The organism is Pseudomonas syringae group sp. 247E2 (assembly GCF_032587795.1).
Classification (GTDB): domain Bacteria; phylum Pseudomonadota; class Gammaproteobacteria; order Pseudomonadales; family Pseudomonadaceae; genus Aquipseudomonas; species Aquipseudomonas amygdali.
On sequence record NZ_JAWHPK010000001.1, the window covers coordinates 1,171,030 to 1,190,782 of the forward strand.

Sequence of the window (19,753 nt, forward strand, 5' to 3'; positions counted from 1 at the left end):
AAGTTAGGGATTTCATGCATCGTCGTCGCTCCTCGCAAGGGGTTGCAGATAGAACCGTGCTTTAAAAAAGCCTGCGCAGGATAACCCACCGAAAATGACAATCAGGATATTTTTTTACCCCGATTGCCCTGATTGTGAAACAAAATGGCTTTTTTACTGTCCGGCTTTTTATCTCGCGAGGCGCTGACGAGCTTGATTTCATTGGGCCAGACCGCGTGAGCAGGGTCTGCGGCCCGTTGAACATTTTATTTTCGGCCTTCTGCATCCTTGGCTACTTCGTCAGTGCGCGCGGCCATGATGAGATCGTTGCGGTGCAGGCCTTTGATCGAGTGGCTCCACCAGGTCACGGTCACTTTGCCCCACTCGGTCAACAGGCCCGGGTGATGGCCTTCCGCTTCAGCAATTTCGCCCACTGCGTTGGTGAACGCCAGCGCCCATTTGAAATTCTTGAACAGAAACACTTTTTCCAGCTGCATCACCGCGTCGCGGACCTCGATGTTCCAGTCCGGGATCTGCTTGAGCAGTTCCGGCAATTCGGCTTCGCTGACCTGCGGCGCGTCGGCACGGCAGGCTTCACAGTGAGCTTGATTCAAGGTGGTCATAAGCAGAGGGTCCTTTTCGGATAGCGGGCCGAGGGTCAGGCGGCGTGGCTTTTGGTTTTAGGTGGAAATTTGGGAGCGTGCAAGCCCAACTGCATGCCTTGCCCGACCAGCGCCATGATGTCTTGCTGCGCCAGATCGAACAGACGCTTCAAATCCGGCAGGACAAAGTACAGCGGTTGCAGAATGTCGATGCGATACGGTGTGCGCATCGCTTCAAGCGGATCGAAAGGCTGGTGTTCGGGGGCTGATGACAAACTGTAAACCGCTTCCTTGGGCGAAGAAAGAATACCGCCGCCGTAGATTTTGCGCCCCTGTGGTGTGTCGACCAGACCAAATTCGATGGTCATCCAGTACAGCCGGGCCAGATACACACGTTGTTCCTTGCTCGCGCTCAGGCCGAGTTTGCCGTAGGTATGGGTAAATTCGGCAAACCAAGGATTGGTCAGCAGCGGGCAGTGACCAAAGATTTCGTGAAAGATGTCCGGTTCCTGAAGATAGTCCAGCTCTTCCTCGGTGCGAATAAAGGTCGCCACCGGGAAGCGCTTGCTGGCCAGTAGTTCAAAGAACGTCTGGAACGGGATCAGCGCTGGCACTCGCTCAACCTGCCAGCCGGTGGTTGCACCCAGCACCTTGTTGATTTCACCCAGCTGCGGAATACGGTCATGGGGCAGGCCCAGTTGCTCGATACCGTCCAGATACTCCTGACAGGCCCGACCTTCAATGATCGTCATCTGCCGGGTGATCAGGGTGTTCCATACCGCATGTTCGGCAGCTGTGTAATCAATGAAGCCTGAAGCGTCCGGCTCGCGTGCCACGTAAAGCGTCTGGGCCATGCTGATGTCCTCGAAAGGCTGCTCTTGTGAACGTATTTTTGTAAAAGCCTGCCTGCAGGAATAACCCGCTTTCGACGATGGGTCTGCCTGTGAAAGTCGTCGCGCTCCCGTCCTGTCGCCAGATTTCGTAACGAAAACTTTACGACTGATTCCCTTGGGTCAGGAATTCAGCAGATTGCTCTCTCGCGAAGCGTGCGTCTGTAACGTATTGTTGACGGAAAACTTTGCCACTCTCTAAAAAAACCATGCTCACAGGGGCGAATGAATCATGCGCATCAAGGTGCATTGCCAGAACCGGATCGGCATTCTTCGCGACATTCTCGATCTGTTGGTGGCCTACGGCGTCAACGTGGCGCGTGGTGAAGTGGGGGGCGAGCATGGCGACGCTATCTATCTGCATTGCCCGAACCTGATCAATCTGCAGTTTCAGGCCCTGCGCCCGAAGTTTGAGGCGATCACCGGTGTATTCGGCGTCAAGCGCGTCGGGCTGATGCCCAGCGAGCGTCGGCACATGGAGCTCAATGCCTTGCTCGGCGCGCTGGAGTTCCCTGTGCTGTCCATCGATATGGCCGGTGCAATCGTCGCAGCCAATCGTGCAGCCGCGCAGTTGCTGGGCGTGCGGGTCGATGAAGTGCCGGGGATGCCGCTGTCGCGCTATGCCGAGGATTTCGACCTGCCTGAGCTGGTGCGGGCCAGCCAGTCGCGGATCAATGGTCTGCGTGTCAAGGTGCGCGGCGATGTGTTTCTCGCCGACATCGCCCCGTTGCAATCGGAGCACGATGACAGCGAAGCCATGGCCGGGGCTGTATTGACCCTGCACCGCGCTGATCGGGTTGGTGAGCGCATCTACCATGTGCGCAAACAGGAGTTACGCGGCTTTGACAGCATCTTTCAGAGTTCGAAGGTCATGGCTGCGGTGGTCCGCGAGGCGCGGCGCATGGCACCACTGGATGCGCCGCTGCTGATCGAGGGCGAAACCGGCACCGGCAAGGAATTGCTCGCCCGTGCCTGCCACCTGGCCAGCCCGCGTGGCCAGTCACCGCTGATGGCGCTCAACTGTGCCGGGCTGTCGGAGTCCATGGCCGAGATTGAGCTGTTCGGCTACGACCCCGGTGCGTTCGAGGGCGCGCGAGCGGAAGGCCGGCTCGGGTTGCTGGAGCTGACAGCAGGCGGCACGCTGTTCCTTGATGGTGTGGGTGAGCTGAGTACGCGCATGCAGGCCAAGCTGCTGCGTTTCATTCAGGACGGCAGCTTTCGCCGCGTCGGCAGCGACGAGGACATGTTTCTCGATGTGCGTGTGATGTGTTCGACCCAGGTCGACCTGTCGGAGCTATGCGCCCAAGGGGTCTTCAGGCAGGACCTTTATCATCGCCTCAATGTGCTGTCGCTGCACATACCGCCGTTGCGCGATTGTCTGGACGGTCTTGAGCCGCTGGTGGAGCACTTTCTGGATCACGCCAGCCGCCAGATCGGCTGCCCGTTACCAAGCATTGCGCCGGGTGCCATCAAGCGCCTGAGTCAATACCACTGGCCCGGAAATGTAAGGCAATTGGAAAATGTATTGTTTCAGGCTGTATCGCTGTGTGACGGCAGCAAGGTGCAGGCCGAGCATATTCGTTTGCCGGATTACGGTGTGCGGCCAGGGCTGAGCGACGTGTCTCTGGAAGGGGGGCTGGACGCTATTATCGGGCGTTTCGAAAAATCGGTGCTGGAACATTTATATGCGCAATATCCCAGCAGTCGCCAATTGGGCAAACGCCTGGGGGTGTCACATACAACCATTGCCAACAAGTTGCGTGGCTATGAGTTGGGGCGTGAGTCAGACCGGCACGCAGTCGATCAACAATCCGCTGATTGACCGCCCGGCAATCAACGCTCGTGTATACGCCCCGCAATCAATATCTGCGAGGCGTCGAGCACGGGTCGTAATAGCGAAAAGCATCAACCGTTACTGCAGCCGTTGCCCATCACCTGGTAGCTCATGGTGTGCCTTGCGCCTTGCGAGTCTTCATAGACCATGCGCGCCGGGACCACTTCGCAGACATTGGGGATCTGGCTGATGGAAATAACCCGGGCGATATCCAGATGAGTGCCATACGTGTATTGCTCGACACGGGCTTGCTGGGCAGCAACTTTGGTCTGCGATTCTTCGGCCATGGCGAAGCTGCTGACACCGCACAGTGCCAATGTCACTAATAAAGCTTTCATTGTGTTTTACCTTTTTGAAAGTGAGCGCGTCTGCATCACGCTTTTAGCGTCATGTGCGAACTCTGTTTGATATCTAGAAGCGGGCTGCGTGGGGGCAGCTGATAGTTGCCGTGTTGGCGAGATGAATTCTAGGCCTGTTGCAAGACGACATATATAAAGACTTTGGATAAGCGCTTTCATCAAAACGGTAATAATCCGGAGGCCGCCTGAGGCTCCGGCCTTGCCCGGTAATACCAACGTCGAATGGCCCCACCGGGTGGGGCGGGATACAACGGGTGCATAAAACAACAACTATCCACCGAGGTAACCAAGATGAGTGCAGCTTCCCTGTACCCCGTCCGCCCAGAAGTCGCAGCGACTACGCTGACGGATGAAGCGACCTACAAGGCCATGTACCAGCAGTCGGTGGTCAACCCTGATGGTTTCTGGCGTGAACAGGCTCAGCGCCTCGACTGGATCAAACCTTTCAGTGTGGTCAAGCAAACCTCGTTCGACGACCATCGGGTCGATATCAAATGGTTCGCCGACGGTACGCTGAACGTTGCCTATAACTGCCTGGATCGCCATCTGGCAGAGCGCGGCGACACGATTGCGATCATCTGGGAAGGCGATGACCCTTCCGAGCACCGTGAAATCACCTACCGCGAGCTACACGCCGAAGTCTGCAAGTTTGCCAACGCACTGCGCGGCCAGGACGTGCACCGTGGTGACGTCGTCACTATCTACATGCCGATGATCCCCGAGGCGGTGGTCGCCATGCTGGCGTGCGCCCGGATCGGTGCGATTCACTCGGTGGTATTCGGCGGTTTCTCGCCGGAAGCACTGGCTGGCCGGATCATCGATTGCAGTTCCAAGGTGGTCATTACTGCGGATGAAGGCCTGCGCGGTGGCAAGAAGACTGCGCTCAAGGCGAATGTCGACCGTGCCCTGACCAACCCGGAAACCAGCAGCGTGCAGAAAGTCATTGTCTGCAAGCGCACCGGTGGCGAGATCGAGTGGAACCGTCATCGTGACATCTGGTACCACTCGCTTCTGGAAGTGGCCTCCAGCACCTGCGCGCCAAAAGAGATGGGTGCCGAAGAGTCGCTGTTCATCCTTTACACTTCGGGCTCGACCGGCAAACCCAAGGGTGTGTTGCACACCACCGCAGGTTATCTGCTTTATGCGGCGCTGACCCACGAGCGTGTGTTTGACTACAAGCCGGGCGAAATCTACTGGTGCACCGCCGACGTCGGCTGGGTAACCGGGCACAGCTACATTGTCTATGGCCCCTTGGCCAATGGTGCAACCACACTGCTGTTTGAAGGTGTTCCGAACTACCCGGACATCACGCGTGTGTCGAAAATCATCGACAAGCACAAGGTCAATATCCTCTACACCGCGCCGACCGCGATCCGCGCCATGATGGCCGAGGGCACCAAGTCCGTTGAAGGTGCCGACGGGTCCAGTCTGCGTCTGTTGGGTTCGGTGGGCGAGCCGATCAACCCTGAAGCCTGGGGCTGGTACTACAACACCGTTGGCAAACAGAACTGCCCGATTGTCGATACCTGGTGGCAGACCGAAACCGGTGGCATTCTGATCAGCCCGCTGCCAGGCGCAACAGCGCTGAAACCGGGCTCGGCAACACGTCCGTTCTTCGGCGTGATTCCGGCGCTGGTGGACAACCTGGGCAACCTCATCGAGGGCGCGGCCGAAGGCAATCTGGTGATTCTCGATTCCTGGCCGGGTCAGTCACGCTCGCTGTATGGCGATCACGACCGTTTCGTCGACACCTACTTCAAGACCTTCCGTGGCATGTACTTCACCGGTGACGGTGCCCGTCGCGATGAGGACGGCTATTACTGGATCACCGGGCGCGTAGATGATGTGCTCAACGTTTCCGGCCATCGCATGGGCACCGCAGAGATTGAAAGCGCGATGGTTGCGCACCCGAAAGTCGCCGAAGCCGCAGTGGTCGGTGTGCCGCATGACTTGAAAGGGCAGGGCATCTACGTCTACGTCACCCTCAACGGTGGCGAAGAACCGAGCGACGCGCTGCGCACTGAGTTGCGCAACTGGGTGCGCAAGGAGATCGGCCCGATTGCTTCGCCTGATTTCATCCAGTGGGCGCCTGGATTGCCGAAGACCCGTTCGGGGAAGATCATGCGCCGTATCCTGCGCAAGATTGCCACCGCTGAGTACGATGCGCTGGGTGACATCTCGACGCTGGCCGATCCGGGTGTGGTGCAGCACCTGATTGACACGCACAAGACCATGAACGCTGCCTGACCTCTCATTGACTGAGCGCGCCTCGTCCGGTGAACGCCGGGCGGGGCGCTTTTGTTTGTGCGGCCCGGTATCGGAAACGAGATATATATCGGTTTGTTACGGGTTTACACGGCGTTGTCGGACGGTGCTTCATTGTGGGACGTTCTCTGGCTTTCTTGTAGGAAGCTGCGACGCATCAGGGCGTTTCATCCGTCATATGGAACGCTGGGCTTGCCGGATTAGAAGGGTTTGCCAATAATGGGCGCGCTTTTTGCTGTTATGACAGGTTTAGCTGGCTCTGCTGGATCAGCATAAATATGCTTCGTCAATAGCTGGTAGTGGGTTTTTCGGTGCATCTGTAACTAGTTGTCGCATTGAAGAAATATCGACTTCGAGCCTGTCGTTAAAATGCCCGTCATTCGCCGAAGGTCCGTGAGCCACCAATGCGGTGTCACGCCCCCGGCGTCGCTCTCCCCCGAGATGTCCTTTCGCACATTGGGCGCTTGCTCACTTTGCCACTTGTCGTGCTTTACCGATGGAGTCCTGGAAATGAAGAAGCTCATGCTTATTGGCGCGATGGCGTTGTCCGTGCTCGCCCAGCCGATCTTTGCTGATGAAAAACCGCTGAAAATCGGCATCGAAGCGGCTTACCCTCCGTTCGCTTCCAAGGCTCCGGATGGCAGCATCGTCGGTTTTGACTACGACATCGGCAATGCGCTGTGTGAAGAAATGAAGGTCAAGTGCACCTGGGTCGAGCAGGAATTCGACGGCCTTATCCCGGCACTGAAAGTGCGCAAGATCGACGCGATCCTTTCGTCCATGTCGATCACCGACGACCGCAAGAAGTCTGTGGATTTTACCGGTAAGTACTACAATTCCCCGGCCCGTCTGGTCATGAAAGACGGCACCGTGATCAGCGACAGCCTGGCGGAACTCAAGGGCAAGAAAATCGGCGTGCAGCGCGGTTCGATCCATGAGCGTTTCGCCCGTGAAGTTCTTGCTCCCAAAGGTGTGGAAGTGACGCCGTACGGTTCGCAGAACGAAATCTACCTGGACATCGGTGCGGGTCGTCTGGACGGCACCATCGCCGACGCCACCCTGCTGCAGGACGGTTTCCTGAAGACCGACGCAGGCAAGGGTTACGCGTTCACAGGTCCATCGTTTACCGACCCGAAATACTTCGGTGACGGCATCGGCATCGCCGTGCGCAAGGGTGACAAGGCCAACCTTGAGCGCCTGAATGCCGCCATTGCAGCCATCCGTGCCAACGGCAAGTACAAAGCGATTCAGGACAAATATTTCGACTTCGATATCTACGGCAAGTAAGTCGTCATACCGATCCTGATCAATGGCGCAAACAGAATTGCCTGGCTTGCGCCATTTTTATTCCACGCTTGAGGACCGCACATCATGTTGAAAGGTTACGGAGCTGTCATCCTCGAAGGTGCCTGGCTGACGTTGCAGCTGGCCCTGTCGTCGATGGCTCTGGCGATCGTTCTCGGTCTGATCGGCGTGGCGCTTCGTCTGTCGCCGGTACGCTGGATTGCCTGGCTGGGCGATCTGTACAGCACGGTAATTCGCGGCATTCCCGATCTGGTCCTGATATTGCTGATTTTCTACGGCGGTCAGGACCTGCTCAACCGGGTTGCGCCGCTGCTGGGTTTTGATGACTACATTGATCTTGACCCCTTGCTGGCCGGGATCTGCACTCTGGGCTTCATCTTCGGTGCCTATCTCTCGGAAACCTTTCGCGGTGCGTTCATGGCCATCCCCAAGGGGCAGGCCGAAGCCGGCATGGCGTATGGCCTGAGCAGTGGCAAGGTGTTCTTCCGCATTCTGGTGCCGCAGATGATTCGTCTGGCGATCCCCGGTTTCACCAATAACTGGCTGGTCTTGACCAAGGCCACTGCACTGATTTCCGTGGTCGGACTGCAGGACATGATGTTCAAGGCCAAGCAGGCGGCCGATGCCACCCGCGAGCCTTTCACCTTCTTTCTGGCGGTTGCGGCGATGTACCTGGTGATCACCAGCGTGTCGCTGCTCGCCTTGCGTTACCTCGAAAAACGCTACTCGGTAGGCGTGAGGGCGGCTGACCTATGATCTTTGACTACAACGTGATCTGGGACAGCCTGCCGCTGTACTTCGGCGGTTTGCTGACCACCCTGAAACTGCTGGCGATTTCCCTCGCGTTCGGGCTGCTCGCGGCGTTGCCGCTGGGCCTGATGCGGGTCTCGAAAAACCCTTGGGTCAATATGCCGGCCTGGCTGTACACCTATGTGATCCGCGGCACGCCGATGCTGGTCCAGCTGTTCCTGATCTATTACGGGCTGGCCCAGTTCGACGCGGTGCGCGAAAGCTTTTTATGGCCTTGGCTGTCCAGTGCTACGTTCTGTGCCTGTCTGGCGTTCACTATCAATACCAGCGCCTATACAGCCGAGATCATTGCCGGCAGCCTCAAGGCCACGCCGGCCGGTGAAATCGAGGCTGCGCGGGCCATGGGCATGTCGAAGGCCAAAATGTATCGGCGCATTCTGCTGCCGTCGGCCTTGCGCCGGGCGCTGCCGCAGTACAGCAACGAGGTCATCATGATGCTGCAGACGACCAGTCTGGCCTCCATCGTGACCCTGATCGACATCACCGGCGCTGCCCGCACGGTCAACGCGCAGTTCTACCTGCCGTTCGAGGCTTACGTTACCGCAGGCGTTTTCTATCTGTGCCTGACATTCATTCTGGTGCGGCTGTTCAAAATTGCCGAACGCCGCTGGCTGGGCTATCTGGCCCCACGGAAGGTCTGAAATGCAAAGAATCGATCATGTATTGCCGTGGAGCACCCTCGGCACCGAACGCACGCTGAGTGTCTTTCGCTTCGGCACTGGCGAGCGAAAAGCCTACATTCAGGCCAGTCTGCACGCAGATGAACTGCCCGGCATGCGCACCGCCTGGGAGTTGAAGAAACGCCTGACCGAGCTGGAACAGCAAGGCGCGCTCAAGGGCGTCGTCGAGCTGGTGCCGGTGGCCAACCCGCTGGGGCTGGGGCAGTTGCTGCAAGGTGCGCACCAGGGGCGTTTCGAGTTCGGCAGCGGCAAGAATTTCAACCGTGACTTCACCGAGCTGAGCGAGCCGGTCGCCGAGTTGCTGGAAGGCCAGTTGGGCGATGACCCGCGCGCCAATACCCAATTGATTCGTCAGGCGATGATGACTGCACTTGAAGGCTTGCCTGCCGCGCAATCGGAGTTGCAAGGCATGCAGCGCATCCTGCTCAAGCATGCCTGCATCGCTGATGTGGTGCTTGATCTGCATTGCGATGCCGATGCCGCGCTGCACATGTACGCCTTGCCACAGCACTGGCCGCAATGGCGCTCGCTGTCGGCGCACCTGAATATTCAGGTGGCACTGCTGGCCGAGGATTCCGGTGGCAGTTCCTTCGATGAAGCCTGTTCGCTGCCGTGGTTGCGTCTGTCACGGACCTTCCCGCAGGCGCAGATCCCGCTGGCGTGTCTGGCGACCACTATCGAGCTGGGTGGTCAGGCCGACACCGGCAAGCCTCAGGCTCAAGCGCACGCCGAAGGCATTCTGGCGTTTCTGGCCGAACAGGGTTTTATCAGCGGTGACTGGCCGCAGCCGGCACATCAAGCCTGTGAAGGTCTGCCATTCGAAGGTACCGAATTGCTCTATGCGCCGCATCCTGGCGTGGTGACATTCCTGCGTGCCGCAGGCGATAAAGTCGAAATCGGCGATGCGCTGTTCGAAGTCATCGACCCGCTGTCCGATCAGGTCAGTACCATTTGTGCGAATACTGCCGGGGTGCTGTTTGCCATCGAGCGGCTTCGTTACGCTCAACCAGGTTTCTGGCTGGCCAAAGTGGCGGGGCGCACCGCGCTGCGTCATGGACGTCTGCTCAGTGATTGACCGTTCTGTGGGAACCCAAAGCATGAACAAACTGGAAGTGCAGGACCTGCACAAGCGCTATGGCAGTCACGAAGTGATCAAGGGCGTGTCCCTGACCGCCAAAGCTGGCGATGTCATCAGCATCATCGGCTCCAGCGGCTCGGGCAAAAGCACCTTTCTGCGCTGCATCAACCTGCTCGAACAGCCCCATGCCGGCAAGATCCTGCTCAACAACGAAGAGTTGAAGCTGGTGCCGAACAAGGACGGCGGTCTGAAAGCTGCCGACGCCAGACAGTTGCAGCGCATGCGCTCACGTCTGTCGATGGTGTTCCAGCACTTCAACCTGTGGTCGCACATGACGGCGCTGCAGAACATCATCGAAGCGCCGGTTCATGTTCTGGGCGTGTCGAAAAAGGAAGCGCTGGAAAAAGCCGAGCACTACCTGGCCAAGGTCGGCGTGTCCCATCGTAAGGACGCTTATCCAGGACACATGTCCGGTGGCGAGCAGCAGCGTGTGGCCATTGCCCGCGCGCTGGCGATGGAACCTGAAGTGATGCTGTTCGACGAGCCTACCTCGGCGCTCGACCCTGAACTGGTTGGTGATGTGCTCAAGGTCATGCAGGGGCTGGCTCAGGAAGGCCGGACCATGGTGGTGGTGACTCACGAAATGGGCTTTGCCCGGGAAGTCTCCAACCAGCTGGTTTTCCTGCACCAGGGTGTGGTTCTGGAGCGTGGTGACCCGCGCGAGGTACTGGCCAACCCGCAGACCGAGCGTCTGCAGCAGTTCCTGTCCGGCAGCCTCAAGTGACGATCGGCATCGCATGGCGATGCCTTTTTACGGCAGAACAGGGCATGCTGCGCGACGCGCGACATGACCTGGATGTTCCAGATCGAGCCATCTTCTGAGGCTCGGCTTTTGCGGCAATACGTATCGGATGTCCCAATGACTGCCCATCGAATAGGTTTTCTCGTCTGGCCTGGCACCAAAGCCCTGACTCTGGCACTTGCCGAGGAAGCCTTGCGTGTCGCTCAGCGCGTTCATCCTGAAGTGGTCTACGAATTGTCGTTTCTACAGGCCGAGGCAGGGGAGCCGACAGCGGTTGCCGGAGCCTGGCAATTGCCGGGCGAGCCCTGGACCGGGCGACTGGACGGTTTTCAGAAGCTGTTTCTGCTCGCTGATGAGCCTCCGGCAGCCGTGGCTCCGGCGCTGGGCAGCGCGCTCAAGCAACTGGTGCGTGCCGGCTGTTCGATTGGCGGGCTGTCGGCGGGCGTTTACCCGCTCGCGCAACTGGGCCTGCTGGATGGCTATCGCGCTGCCGTGCACTGGCGCTGGCAGGACGACTTCGCCGAGCGCTTCCCCAAGGTCATCGCCACCAGCCATTTGTTCGATTGGGACCGGGATCGCCTGACTGCCTGTGGTGGCATGTCGGTGCTCGATCTGCTGCTCGCGGTGCTGTCCCGTGATCATGGGGCCGAGCTGGCCGGGGCGGTTTCCGAGGAACTGGTGGTCGAGCGCATTCGCGAAGGCGGCGAGCGTCAGCGCATTCCGTTGCAGAACCGTCTGGGCTCCAGCCATCCAAAGCTGACCCAGGCTGTACTGTTGATGGAAGCCAACATCGAAGAGCCGTTGACCACTGACGAAATCGCCCAGCACGTGTGTGTGTCGCGCCGTCAGCTGGAGCGAATCTTCAAGCAGTACCTCAACCGTGTACCCAGTCAGTATTACCTGGAGCTGCGCCTGAACAAGGCGCGTCAGATGTTGATGCAGACCAGCAAGTCGATCATTCAGATCGGTCTTTCGTGCGGTTTTTCCTCGGGTCCGCACTTCTCCAGTGCCTACCGCAACTTCTTCGGCGCCACGCCGCGTGAAGACCGTAACCAGCGACGCAGCAGCAGCCCGTTCGAACTTTCGCCGGTGCCTGCCGAGCGCGGTTGATTGTCTTGTCGCGATAGAAGTGCTGCCGCGACAGCTCTGGTCCAGACAGGCCGGCCTCAATCCGTTTAAACTGCGCCTTTGTGACGCAATATGTCGCATTGCCGAAAACCTTGAAAAAACCCGGTTTTGCGCTGTAACAAGTTGTCGCCTGGCGGCAAGGCCGAACACAATTCAGTCCTTACAATCTTTCCATCGCTCGCCAGTTTCAGGCAGGCGTTCCTCATCAGGAGACTCCGATGTCCGTTGAGCATGCTGCGGTGCAACGCGCCGATTTCGACCAGGTAATGGTCCCCAATTACGCCCCGGCCGGGTTCATTCCCGTGCGCGGTGCGGGCTCCCGGGTCTGGGATCAGGCGGGACGCGAACTGGTGGATTTCTCGGGCGGGATCGCCGTCAACGTATTGGGCCACTGCCATCCGGCGCTGGTCGGTGCCTTGACCGAGCAGGCCAACAACCTCTGGCATGTGTCCAACGTTTTCACCAACGAGCCGACCCTGCGTCTGGCCAAAAAGCTGGTGGATGCGACGTTCGCCGAGCGCGTGTTCTTCTGTAACTCGGGCGCTGAAGCCAACGAGGCGGCCTTCAAGCTGGCGCGCCGAGTGGCGCACGACCTGCACGGTCCTGAAAAATACGAAATAATTTCGGCCGTAAATAGTTTTCATGGACGCACCCTGTTTACCGTCAGCGTCGGTGGCCAGCCGAAATACTCCGATGGTTTCGGGCCGAAAATCACCGGCATCAGCCACGTGCCGTATAACGACCTTGAAGCGTTGAAAGCGGCTGTTACCGACAAGACCTGCGCTGTGGTGCTGGAGCCGATTCAAGGCGAAGGCGGCGTGTTGCCGGGCCAGCTGGAATACCTGCAAGGCGCGCGCAAGCTGTGTGACGAGCACAACGCGTTGCTGGTATTCGATGAAGTGCAGAGCGGCATGGGCCGTAGCGGTCATCTGTTCGCCTACATGCATTACGGCGTGACCCCGGACATCCTTTCCAGCGCTAAAAGCATCGGTGGCGGCTTCCCCCTGGCGGCCATGCTGACCACTGAAAAACTTGCCAAACACTTTGCGGTCGGCGTTCACGGCACCACGTATGGCGGCAACCCGCTGGCCTGCGCGGTCGGTGAAGCGGTGATTGATGTCGTCAATACGCCTGAAGTGCTGGCTGGCGTGCAGCGCAAGCATCAGCAATTCAAGACCCGCCTGGAGAGCATCGGCCAGCAATATGGCGTGTTCACCGAAGTGCGCGGCCTGGGCCTGTTGATCGGCTGCGTGCTGTCCGACGCCTGGAAAGGCAAGGCCAAGGACATTTTCAACGCCGCTGAAGCCCAGGATCTGATGATTCTGCAGGCCGGTCCCGACGTAATCCGTTTCGCGCCGAGCCTGGTGATTGAAGACGCAGACATCGAAGAAGGCTTGAACCGCTTCGAGCGTGCCATCGCCAAGCTGACGTCCTGATTCATCCGCTTTATCCCGGTGTCTGCCTGACCGGCAAACACCGGACATTTTCCTGTGCTGTGCGGCACGATGCCGTGTGGTGCTTTTACCAGTGCCGGTCGTAAATGCCGGTCGATCTACAAGGAGTGGCACCATGCTGGTGATGCGCCCTGCGCAAATGGCTGATCTGGCCGAGGTTCAACGCCTCGCTGCCGACAGCCCTATCGGTGTCACGTCCTTGCCCGACGATGCTGGCCGCCTGACCGACAAGATCGGCTCGTCGGAGGCATCGTTCGCCGCCGAGGTCAGCTTCAACGGTGAAGAAACCTACTTCTTCGTGCTCGAAGACAGCGAAAGCGGCAAGCTGGTGGGCTGCTCGGGCATTGTTGCTTCGGCGGGCTACTCCGAGCCGTTTTACAGTTTTCGCAACGAAACCTTCGTGCATGCTTCCCGCGAACTGAAAATCCATAACAAGATCCATGTTCTGTCCCAGTGTCACGACCTGACCGGTAACAGCCTGCTGACCAGTTTCTACGTGGTCCCGGAACTGGTCGGCACGGCATGGTCGGAGCTCAATTCGCGCGGCCGTCTGCTGTTTGTCGCCAGTCACCCCGAGCGCTTTGCCGATTCGGTGGTCACCGAGATCGTCGGTTACAGCGACGAGCAGGGCGATTCGCCATTCTGGGATGCCATCGGGCGCAACTTCTTTGATCTCAACTACGCCGCTGCCGAGCGTCTGTGCGGTCTGAAAAGCCGGACCTTCCTCGCCGAGCTGATGCCGCATTACCCAATCTACGTGCCATTGCTGCCTGACGCTGCGCAGGAGGCCATGGGCCAGGTGCATCCGCGTGCGCAGATCACCTTCGACATCCTGATGCGCGAAGGCTTTGAAACCGACCATTACATTGACATCTTCGACGGTGGTCCGACCCTGCATGCCAAGGTATCCGGAATCCGGTCCATCGCGCAGAGCCGTCTGGTGCCGGTCAAGGTCGAAACCGCGCAAAGCAGCGATGTCGGCACAGGCGGGCGTCTTTATCTGGTTGCCAACGGCCTGTTGCAGGATTACCGCGCGGTGCTCCTGGAACTGGACTGGGCACCTGGCAGACCGGTGGTGCTGAGCCTGCAGGCCGCCGACGCACTGGGCGTTGGTGAAGGTGCCAGTGTGCGGATCGTCGCGGTCTGAGCCAGACGTTCGATAGCCGATTAGCGAGTTTCAAGGCTCTCGATGAGCCGCTGAGGAGATAACATGATCGTTCGTCCTGTACGCAGCAGTGACCTGCCTGCGCTGATCGAGCTGGCGCGCAGCACCGGTGCCGGTCTGACGACACTGCCCGCCAATGAGCAGCGTCTCGCGCACCGGGTAGGCTGGGCTGAAAAGACCTTTCGCGGAGAAGCCGAGCGCGGCGATGCCGACTATCTGTTCGTGCTTGAAGATGACGATGGTCGGGTGGTCGGCATTTCTGCCATCGCCGGGGCGGTCGGCTTGCGCGAGCCCTGGTACAACTACCGGGTCGGCCTTACGGTCAGTGCTTCGCAGGAACTGAACATCTACCGGGAAATCCCGACCCTGTTCCTGGCCAACGATCTGACCGGCAATTCCGAGCTGTGCTCGCTGTTCCTGCACAGCGATTCACGCAATGGCCTCAATGGCCGCCTGCTGTCCAAGGCGCGCATGCTGTTCATCGCCGAATTTCCGAAGCTGTTCGGTAACAAGATCATTGCCGAGATGCGTGGCATGTCCGACGAGAATGGCCGGTCGCCGTTCTGGGAAAGTCTGGGTCGGCATTTCTTCAAGATGGAATTCAGTCAGGCCGATTACCTGACCGGCGTTGGCAACAAGGCATTCATTGCCGAGCTGATGCCCAAATTTCCGCTTTATAGCTGCTTTCTTTCCGAAGACGCACGCAATGTGATCGGCCGCGTGCATGCCGACACCGAGCCTGCGCTGACCATGCTCAAGGGCGAAGGGTTCTCGTATCAGGGTTACGTCGACATCTTCGATGCTGGGCCTGCCATCGAGTGCGAGACCGGCAAGATTCGCGCAATCAAGGACAGCCAGGCGCTGGTACTGGCCATCGGTACGCCAGGTGACGATGCGCCGCAGTTTCTGATTTACAACCGCAAGCGTGAAGACTGCCGCATTACGGTAGGCGCTGCGCGTTTCGCCGCTGGCACGCTGGTGGTTGCGCCACAAACCGCCAAGCGGCTGCGCATGAGTGCAGGCGACAACGTGCGCGCCGTGCCTTTGTCAGCGGCGCGGGAGGGCGTTTGATGAGTACCCTCTACATTGCAGGTGCATGGCAGGCCGGGCAGGGCGAGCTGTTCCATTCTTTGAACCCGGTGAGCCAGCAAACTTTGTGGTCCGGGCAAAGCGCTACAGCAGAACAAGTCGATTACGCTGTGCAGGCTGCGCGTCAGGCATTTCCCGCCTGGGCGCAGCGCTCTCTGGATCAGCGCATTGCTGTGCTGGAGGCCTTTGCTGCCAGCCTCAAGGGCCGCGCCGACGAACTGGCGCATTGCATCGGTGAAGAAACCGGCAAGCCTTTGTGGGAGTCAGCGACCGAAGTAACCAGCATGGTCAACAAGATTGCCATCTCGGTGCAGAGCTATCGCGAACGAACCGGCGAAAAGAGCGGGCCGCTAGGCGATGCCACCGCAGTATTGCGCCATAAGCCACATGGCGTAGTCGCGGTGTTCGGGCCGTACAACTTTCCTGGTCATTTGCCTAACGGGCACATCGTTCCGGCCTTGCTGGCGGGCAATACGGTAGTGTTCAAGCCCAGCGAACTGACGCCTAAAGTCGCCGAACTGACCGTCAAGTGCTGGATCGAAGCCGGGTTGCCTGCCGGTGTTCTCAACCTGCTGCAAGGCGGGCGCGAAACCGGTATCGCACTGGCTGCCAACCCAGGCATCGACGGGCTGTTCTTCACCGGCTCAAGCCGCACCGGTGATGCGCTGCACCAACAGTTCGCCGGGCGTCCCGACAAAATTCTCGCGTTGGAAATGGGCGGTAACAATCCACTGATCGTTGATCAGGTTCAGGGCATCGACGCAGCGGTTTACACCATCATTCAGTCGGCGTTCATTTCTGCAGGCCAGCGCTGCACGTGCGCGCGTCGCCTGTTGGTGCCCGAGGGCGACTGGGGCGATGCCTTGCTGGCGCGGCTGGTGGCCGTCAGCGCGACTATCGAGGTGGGGGCGTTCGATCAGCAGCCGTCTCCGTTCATGGGCTCGGTCATTTCACTGGAGGCCGCACACGCCTTGCTCGACGCGCAGCGCAACCTGCTCGCCAACGGCGCAGTGACCTTGCTGGAAATGCGTCAGCCGCAGGCCGGAGCAGCGCTGCTGACGCCGGGCATTATCGATGTCAGCGCGGTCGCCGAGCGGCCTGACGAAGAGCTGTTCGGCCCGCTGTTGCAGGTTATCCGCTACGCCGGTTTCGACGCCGCCATCGCCGAAGCCAACGCCACCCGCTATGGCCTGGCGGCAGGCTTGCTCTCGGACTCCGAAGCACGCTATCAGCAGTTCTGGCTGCACAGCTGCGCCGGGATTGTCAACTGGAACAAACAGCTGACCGGCGCCGCCAGCAGCGCACCGTTCGGCGGGGTCGGCGCCTCGGGCAACCACCGCGCCAGCGCCTATTACGCAGCCGACTATTGCGCCTATCCGGTGGCTTCGCTGGAGACGGGCAGCCTGACCCTGCCGACGACACTGACCCCCGGCATCAGGCTGAGCTGACAGGGTGCGCACGATTGCTTATAAAAACAGATCCACGGAGCCTTGCCGATGAAGTCCTGTGAAGTGAATTTTGACGGTCTGGTCGGGCCAACCCACAACTACGGCGGGTTGTCCTACGGTAATGTCGCCTCCCAGAGTAACAGCCAGCAATGCGCGAACCCGCGTGAGGCGGCGCTGCAAGGCCTGGCGAAAATGAAAGCGCTGATGGACCTGGGCTTTACCCAGGGCGTGCTGGCACCGCAGGAACGCCCCGATGTGGCCGGTTTGCGGCAGCTGGGTTTCACCGGCAGCGATGAACAGGTGATTGAAAAAGCCGCCCGTCAGGATATGCCATTGCTGGTTGCCAGTTGCTCGGCGTCGAGCATGTGGGTGGCCAACGCGGCGACGGTCAGCCCCAGTGCCGACACCGCAGATGAGCGCGTGCATTTCACGGCAGCCAACCTCAACTGCAAATACCATCGCAGCATCGAACACCCGACCACCAGCCGCGTGCTGGGGGCGATGTTTGCCGATGCAAAGCACTTTGCCCATCATCCTGCGTTGCCACCAGTCGCGCAGTTCGGCGACGAAGGCGCAGCCAACCACACCCGTTTCTGTCAGGACTACGGCCAGGCCGGCGTGGAGTTTTTCGTTTTTGGCCGCAGTGCGTTCGATACTCGCTACCCGGCACCGCAGAAGTATCCGGCCCGCCAGACCCTGGAAGCGTCACGAGCTGTTGCGCGTTTGCATGGCTTGAGCGAGGGTGGCGTGGTTTATGCTCAGCAGAACCCGGCTGTCATCGATCAAGGTGTATTTCATAACGATGTGATCGCGGTCGGCAACGGTGAGGTGCTGTTCTATCACGAGGATGCATTCCTCAACACCGAGCCAATGCTTAATGAGCTGCGCGACAAACTCGGCCGTGTCGGCGGGCAGTTGCGGGCGATTTGTGTGCCGCGTGCCGAGGTCTCGGTGCAGGATGCGGTGCGCTCTTACCTGTTCAATAGCCAGTTGTTGTCACGCCCGGACGGCTCGATGCTGCTGATCGTGCCGCAGGAGTGTCAGGCCAATGCGAGCGTCTGGGCTTATCTGCAGCGGTTGATTGCCGATGACAGCCCGGTCGCCCAGGTCAAAGTGTTCGATCTCAAGCAAAGCATGCAGAACGGCGGCGGCCCTGCCTGCCTGCGACTGCGTGTAGCGCTCAAGGAAACCGAGCTGGCTGCGGTGAACCCTGGCGTGATCATGACCGCGCCGCTGTACGACACGCTGACGCAATGGGTCGACAGGCACTACCGTGATCGCATGAGTGAAAACGATCTGGCCGATCCCCGATTGCTGACCGAATGCCGTACGGCATTGGATGAACTGACGCAAATCCTTAAACTGGGTGCCGTCTATCCGTTTCAACTGAATTGAAACACCCTGCGCGCCGGGCAAATGTCTGGCGCATGATTTCTTTATCTAGAGCATTCCGACTATGAGCGACGCCCTGCAACTGATCCTTGAAGACACCGATGGCACCCAGCTGGAAACCTCTTGCACCCGCGTTGCCATTATCTGGCAGGGCAAGGAGCTGTGGATTCAGCAGGATGGCCGTGGCCAATTGCTGATCGGTGTTGATGTCGAAGAAGACGATGCCGAGTACGCCAACCTGCTGCTGCGCCCGTTGGCAACCAACCTGGTCAGCCTGCAACTGGAAATGGAACCGGCCGACGCAGGTGCCGACGAAGACGGTCACGTTCACGGTCCTGACTGCAACCACTAAGGAAGTTGCCCTATGCTCGCCCTCGGCAAATTGCTTGAACTGACCCTGGCTGGACGTGAGCCAGCGGAAAAGACTCAACTGACCGTCGAAGGCGTGCGAATGCGATGGATGGGCGAGGGGGCTCTGGAGGTCCGCCCGCCGGAGGTCCGTGACAATGGCACGGACCTGCTGCTCTCTGCCGGTATTCATGGCAACGAGACTGCACCCATCGAGCTGCTGGATGAGCTGATCCGCAGCATCGCGCGCGGCGACCTTAAACCGCGCGCACGTATTCTGTTTCTGTTTGGCAATCCCGACGCCATGCGGCGCGGTACCCGGTTTGTCGAGCAGGACGTCAATCGGCTGTTCAACGGTCGTCACGAGCAAAGTGGCGGTGCAGAAGCCCTGCGTGCCTGCGAGCTGGAGCACTTGGCCGCCAGCTTTTTCAGCCTGCCGGATCGCTACCGCCTGCATTACGACCTGCACACTGCCATTCGCGGTTCGAAGATCGAGCAGTTCGCGCTGTACCCGTGGAAAGAAGGCCGTCAGCACTCGCGTCTCGAACTGGCCCGGCTGCGTGCTGCGGGGATGAGTGCGGTGTTGCTGCAGAACAAACCGTCCATTGTGTTCAGCGCCTATACCTACGATCAGCTGGGTGCCGAGGCCTTCACTCTGGAACTGGGCAAGGCCCGGCCGTTCGGCCAGAACCAACAGGTCAACCTTGCGCCGCTGCGTCTGCGTCTGGAGCAGATCATCGAAGGCCGCGAGCCCGAGCTGGATGAAAATCTTGAGGGGTTGCAACTGTTCAGCGTGGCGCGCGAAGTCATCAAGCGCACCGATGCATTCACGTTCAACCTCGCCGATGCTGTAGAAAACTTCTCACCGCTGGAAAAGGGCTACGTGCTGGCCGAAGACGCGGGCGGTTCACGCTGGGTGGTGGAGGAGGATGGCGCGAGAATCATCTTCCCCAACCCGAAGGTCAAAAACGGCCTGCGGGCGGGGATTCTGATTGTGCCGACTGATGCGGGTAGCCTTGGCTGATCGCCTGGCACCCTCAAGATCGGACGCAGAGCGTCCAGAACGGCATTCCCACGCAGAGCGTGAGGAACGATAATCTCAACTATCGTACGACGCTGCAGCGT

General features: G+C 59.4%; 18 protein-coding genes. 15 read left to right on the forward strand and 3 right to left on the reverse strand.

The window, feature by feature from the left end:
* Positions 1-245 precede the first annotated feature (245 nt).
* Positions 246-602, reverse strand: coding sequence for a 4a-hydroxytetrahydrobiopterin dehydratase (locus RYC18_RS05335; protein ID WP_005746723.1), 357 nt, complete (start codon positions 600-602; stop codon positions 246-248).
* A gap of 35 nt (positions 603-637) precedes the next feature.
* The gene (gene phhA, locus RYC18_RS05340; RefSeq protein ID WP_316883989.1) at positions 638-1,435 is read right to left on the reverse strand and encodes a phenylalanine 4-monooxygenase; all 798 of its coding nucleotides are present in this window, start codon (positions 1,433-1,435) and stop codon (positions 638-640) included.
* A 268-nt stretch (positions 1,436-1,703) separates the two neighbouring features.
* Between phhA and RYC18_RS05345 the strand changes: the two genes are divergently transcribed.
* Positions 1,704-3,293, forward strand: coding sequence for a sigma-54-dependent transcriptional regulator (locus RYC18_RS05345; protein WP_316883991.1), 1,590 nt, complete (start codon positions 1,704-1,706; stop codon positions 3,291-3,293).
* Between the two features lie 83 nt (positions 3,294-3,376).
* Here the strand turns inward: RYC18_RS05345 and RYC18_RS05350 are convergent, their stop codons facing one another.
* On the reverse strand, positions 3,377-3,643 hold the full coding sequence (locus RYC18_RS05350; protein WP_002554445.1) for a DUF2790 domain-containing protein: 267 nt from the start codon (positions 3,641-3,643) through the stop codon (positions 3,377-3,379).
* A gap of 312 nt (positions 3,644-3,955) precedes the next feature.
* On the opposite strand from RYC18_RS05350, the gene acs reads away from it, so the two are divergent.
* From acs to astE, 14 genes are all read left to right on the forward strand, one after another.
* The gene (acs, locus tag RYC18_RS05355) at positions 3,956-5,911 is read left to right on the forward strand and encodes an acetate--CoA ligase (protein WP_002554444.1); all 1,956 of its coding nucleotides are present in this window, start codon (positions 3,956-3,958) and stop codon (positions 5,909-5,911) included.
* A gap of 528 nt (positions 5,912-6,439) precedes the next feature.
* Positions 6,440-7,216, forward strand: coding sequence for an ABC transporter substrate-binding protein (locus RYC18_RS05360; protein WP_002554443.1), 777 nt, complete (start codon positions 6,440-6,442; stop codon positions 7,214-7,216).
* A gap of 84 nt (positions 7,217-7,300) precedes the next feature.
* Positions 7,301-7,990 (forward strand): ABC transporter permease, encoded by a 690-nt coding sequence (locus RYC18_RS05365; RefSeq protein ID WP_002554442.1) that lies wholly within the window; start codon positions 7,301-7,303, stop codon positions 7,988-7,990.
* On the forward strand, positions 7,987-8,685 hold the full coding sequence (locus RYC18_RS05370) for an ABC transporter permease (RefSeq protein WP_002554441.1): 699 nt from the start codon (positions 7,987-7,989) through the stop codon (positions 8,683-8,685). Before RYC18_RS05365 ends, RYC18_RS05370 begins: the two co-directional genes overlap by 4 nt.
* A 1-nt stretch (position 8,686) precedes the next feature.
* Positions 8,687-9,799 (forward strand): succinylglutamate desuccinylase/aspartoacylase family protein, encoded by a 1,113-nt coding sequence (locus RYC18_RS05375; protein WP_005781864.1) that lies wholly within the window; start codon positions 8,687-8,689, stop codon positions 9,797-9,799.
* Positions 9,800-9,821: 22 nt separating this feature from the next.
* Positions 9,822-10,586: an ABC transporter ATP-binding protein gene (locus tag RYC18_RS05380; RefSeq protein WP_002554439.1), complete on the forward strand. Its 765-nt coding sequence runs from the start codon at positions 9,822-9,824 to the stop codon at positions 10,584-10,586.
* Positions 10,587-10,721: 135 nt separating this feature from the next.
* The gene (argR, locus tag RYC18_RS05385) at positions 10,722-11,714 is read left to right on the forward strand and encodes a transcriptional regulator ArgR (RefSeq protein ID WP_004665895.1); all 993 of its coding nucleotides are present in this window, start codon (positions 10,722-10,724) and stop codon (positions 11,712-11,714) included.
* Positions 11,715-11,950: 236 nt separating this feature from the next.
* Positions 11,951-13,168, forward strand: coding sequence for an aspartate aminotransferase family protein (locus tag RYC18_RS05390; protein WP_005746294.1), 1,218 nt, complete (start codon positions 11,951-11,953; stop codon positions 13,166-13,168).
* 133 nt (positions 13,169-13,301) lie between these two features.
* Complete coding sequence (gene aruF, locus RYC18_RS05395; protein ID WP_005746295.1) at positions 13,302-14,333, forward strand: arginine/ornithine succinyltransferase subunit alpha; 1,032 nt, start codon at positions 13,302-13,304, stop codon at positions 14,331-14,333.
* A gap of 63 nt (positions 14,334-14,396) precedes the next feature.
* Positions 14,397-15,422 carry an arginine N-succinyltransferase gene (gene astA / locus RYC18_RS05400; RefSeq protein ID WP_004659722.1) on the forward strand — a complete coding sequence of 342 codons (1,026 nt, stop codon included), beginning with the start codon at positions 14,397-14,399 and terminating at the stop codon, positions 15,420-15,422.
* Positions 15,419-16,888: a succinylglutamate-semialdehyde dehydrogenase gene (gene astD, locus RYC18_RS05405; RefSeq protein WP_316884004.1), complete on the forward strand. Its 1,470-nt coding sequence runs from the start codon at positions 15,419-15,421 to the stop codon at positions 16,886-16,888. Before astA ends, astD begins: the two co-directional genes overlap by 4 nt.
* 48 nt (positions 16,889-16,936) lie before the next feature.
* A complete protein-coding gene (gene astB, locus RYC18_RS05410) occupies positions 16,937-18,283 on the forward strand; it encodes an N-succinylarginine dihydrolase (RefSeq protein ID WP_316884006.1) in 1,347 nt (448 codons plus the stop codon).
* A gap of 61 nt (positions 18,284-18,344) precedes the next feature.
* Positions 18,345-18,632 carry a hypothetical protein gene (locus RYC18_RS05415; RefSeq protein WP_005731381.1) on the forward strand — a complete coding sequence of 96 codons (288 nt, stop codon included), beginning with the start codon at positions 18,345-18,347 and terminating at the stop codon, positions 18,630-18,632.
* A 12-nt stretch (positions 18,633-18,644) separates the two neighbouring features.
* The gene (astE, locus tag RYC18_RS05420; RefSeq protein ID WP_002554431.1) at positions 18,645-19,652 is read left to right on the forward strand and encodes a succinylglutamate desuccinylase; all 1,008 of its coding nucleotides are present in this window, start codon (positions 18,645-18,647) and stop codon (positions 19,650-19,652) included.
* Positions 19,653-19,753 lie beyond the last annotated feature (101 nt).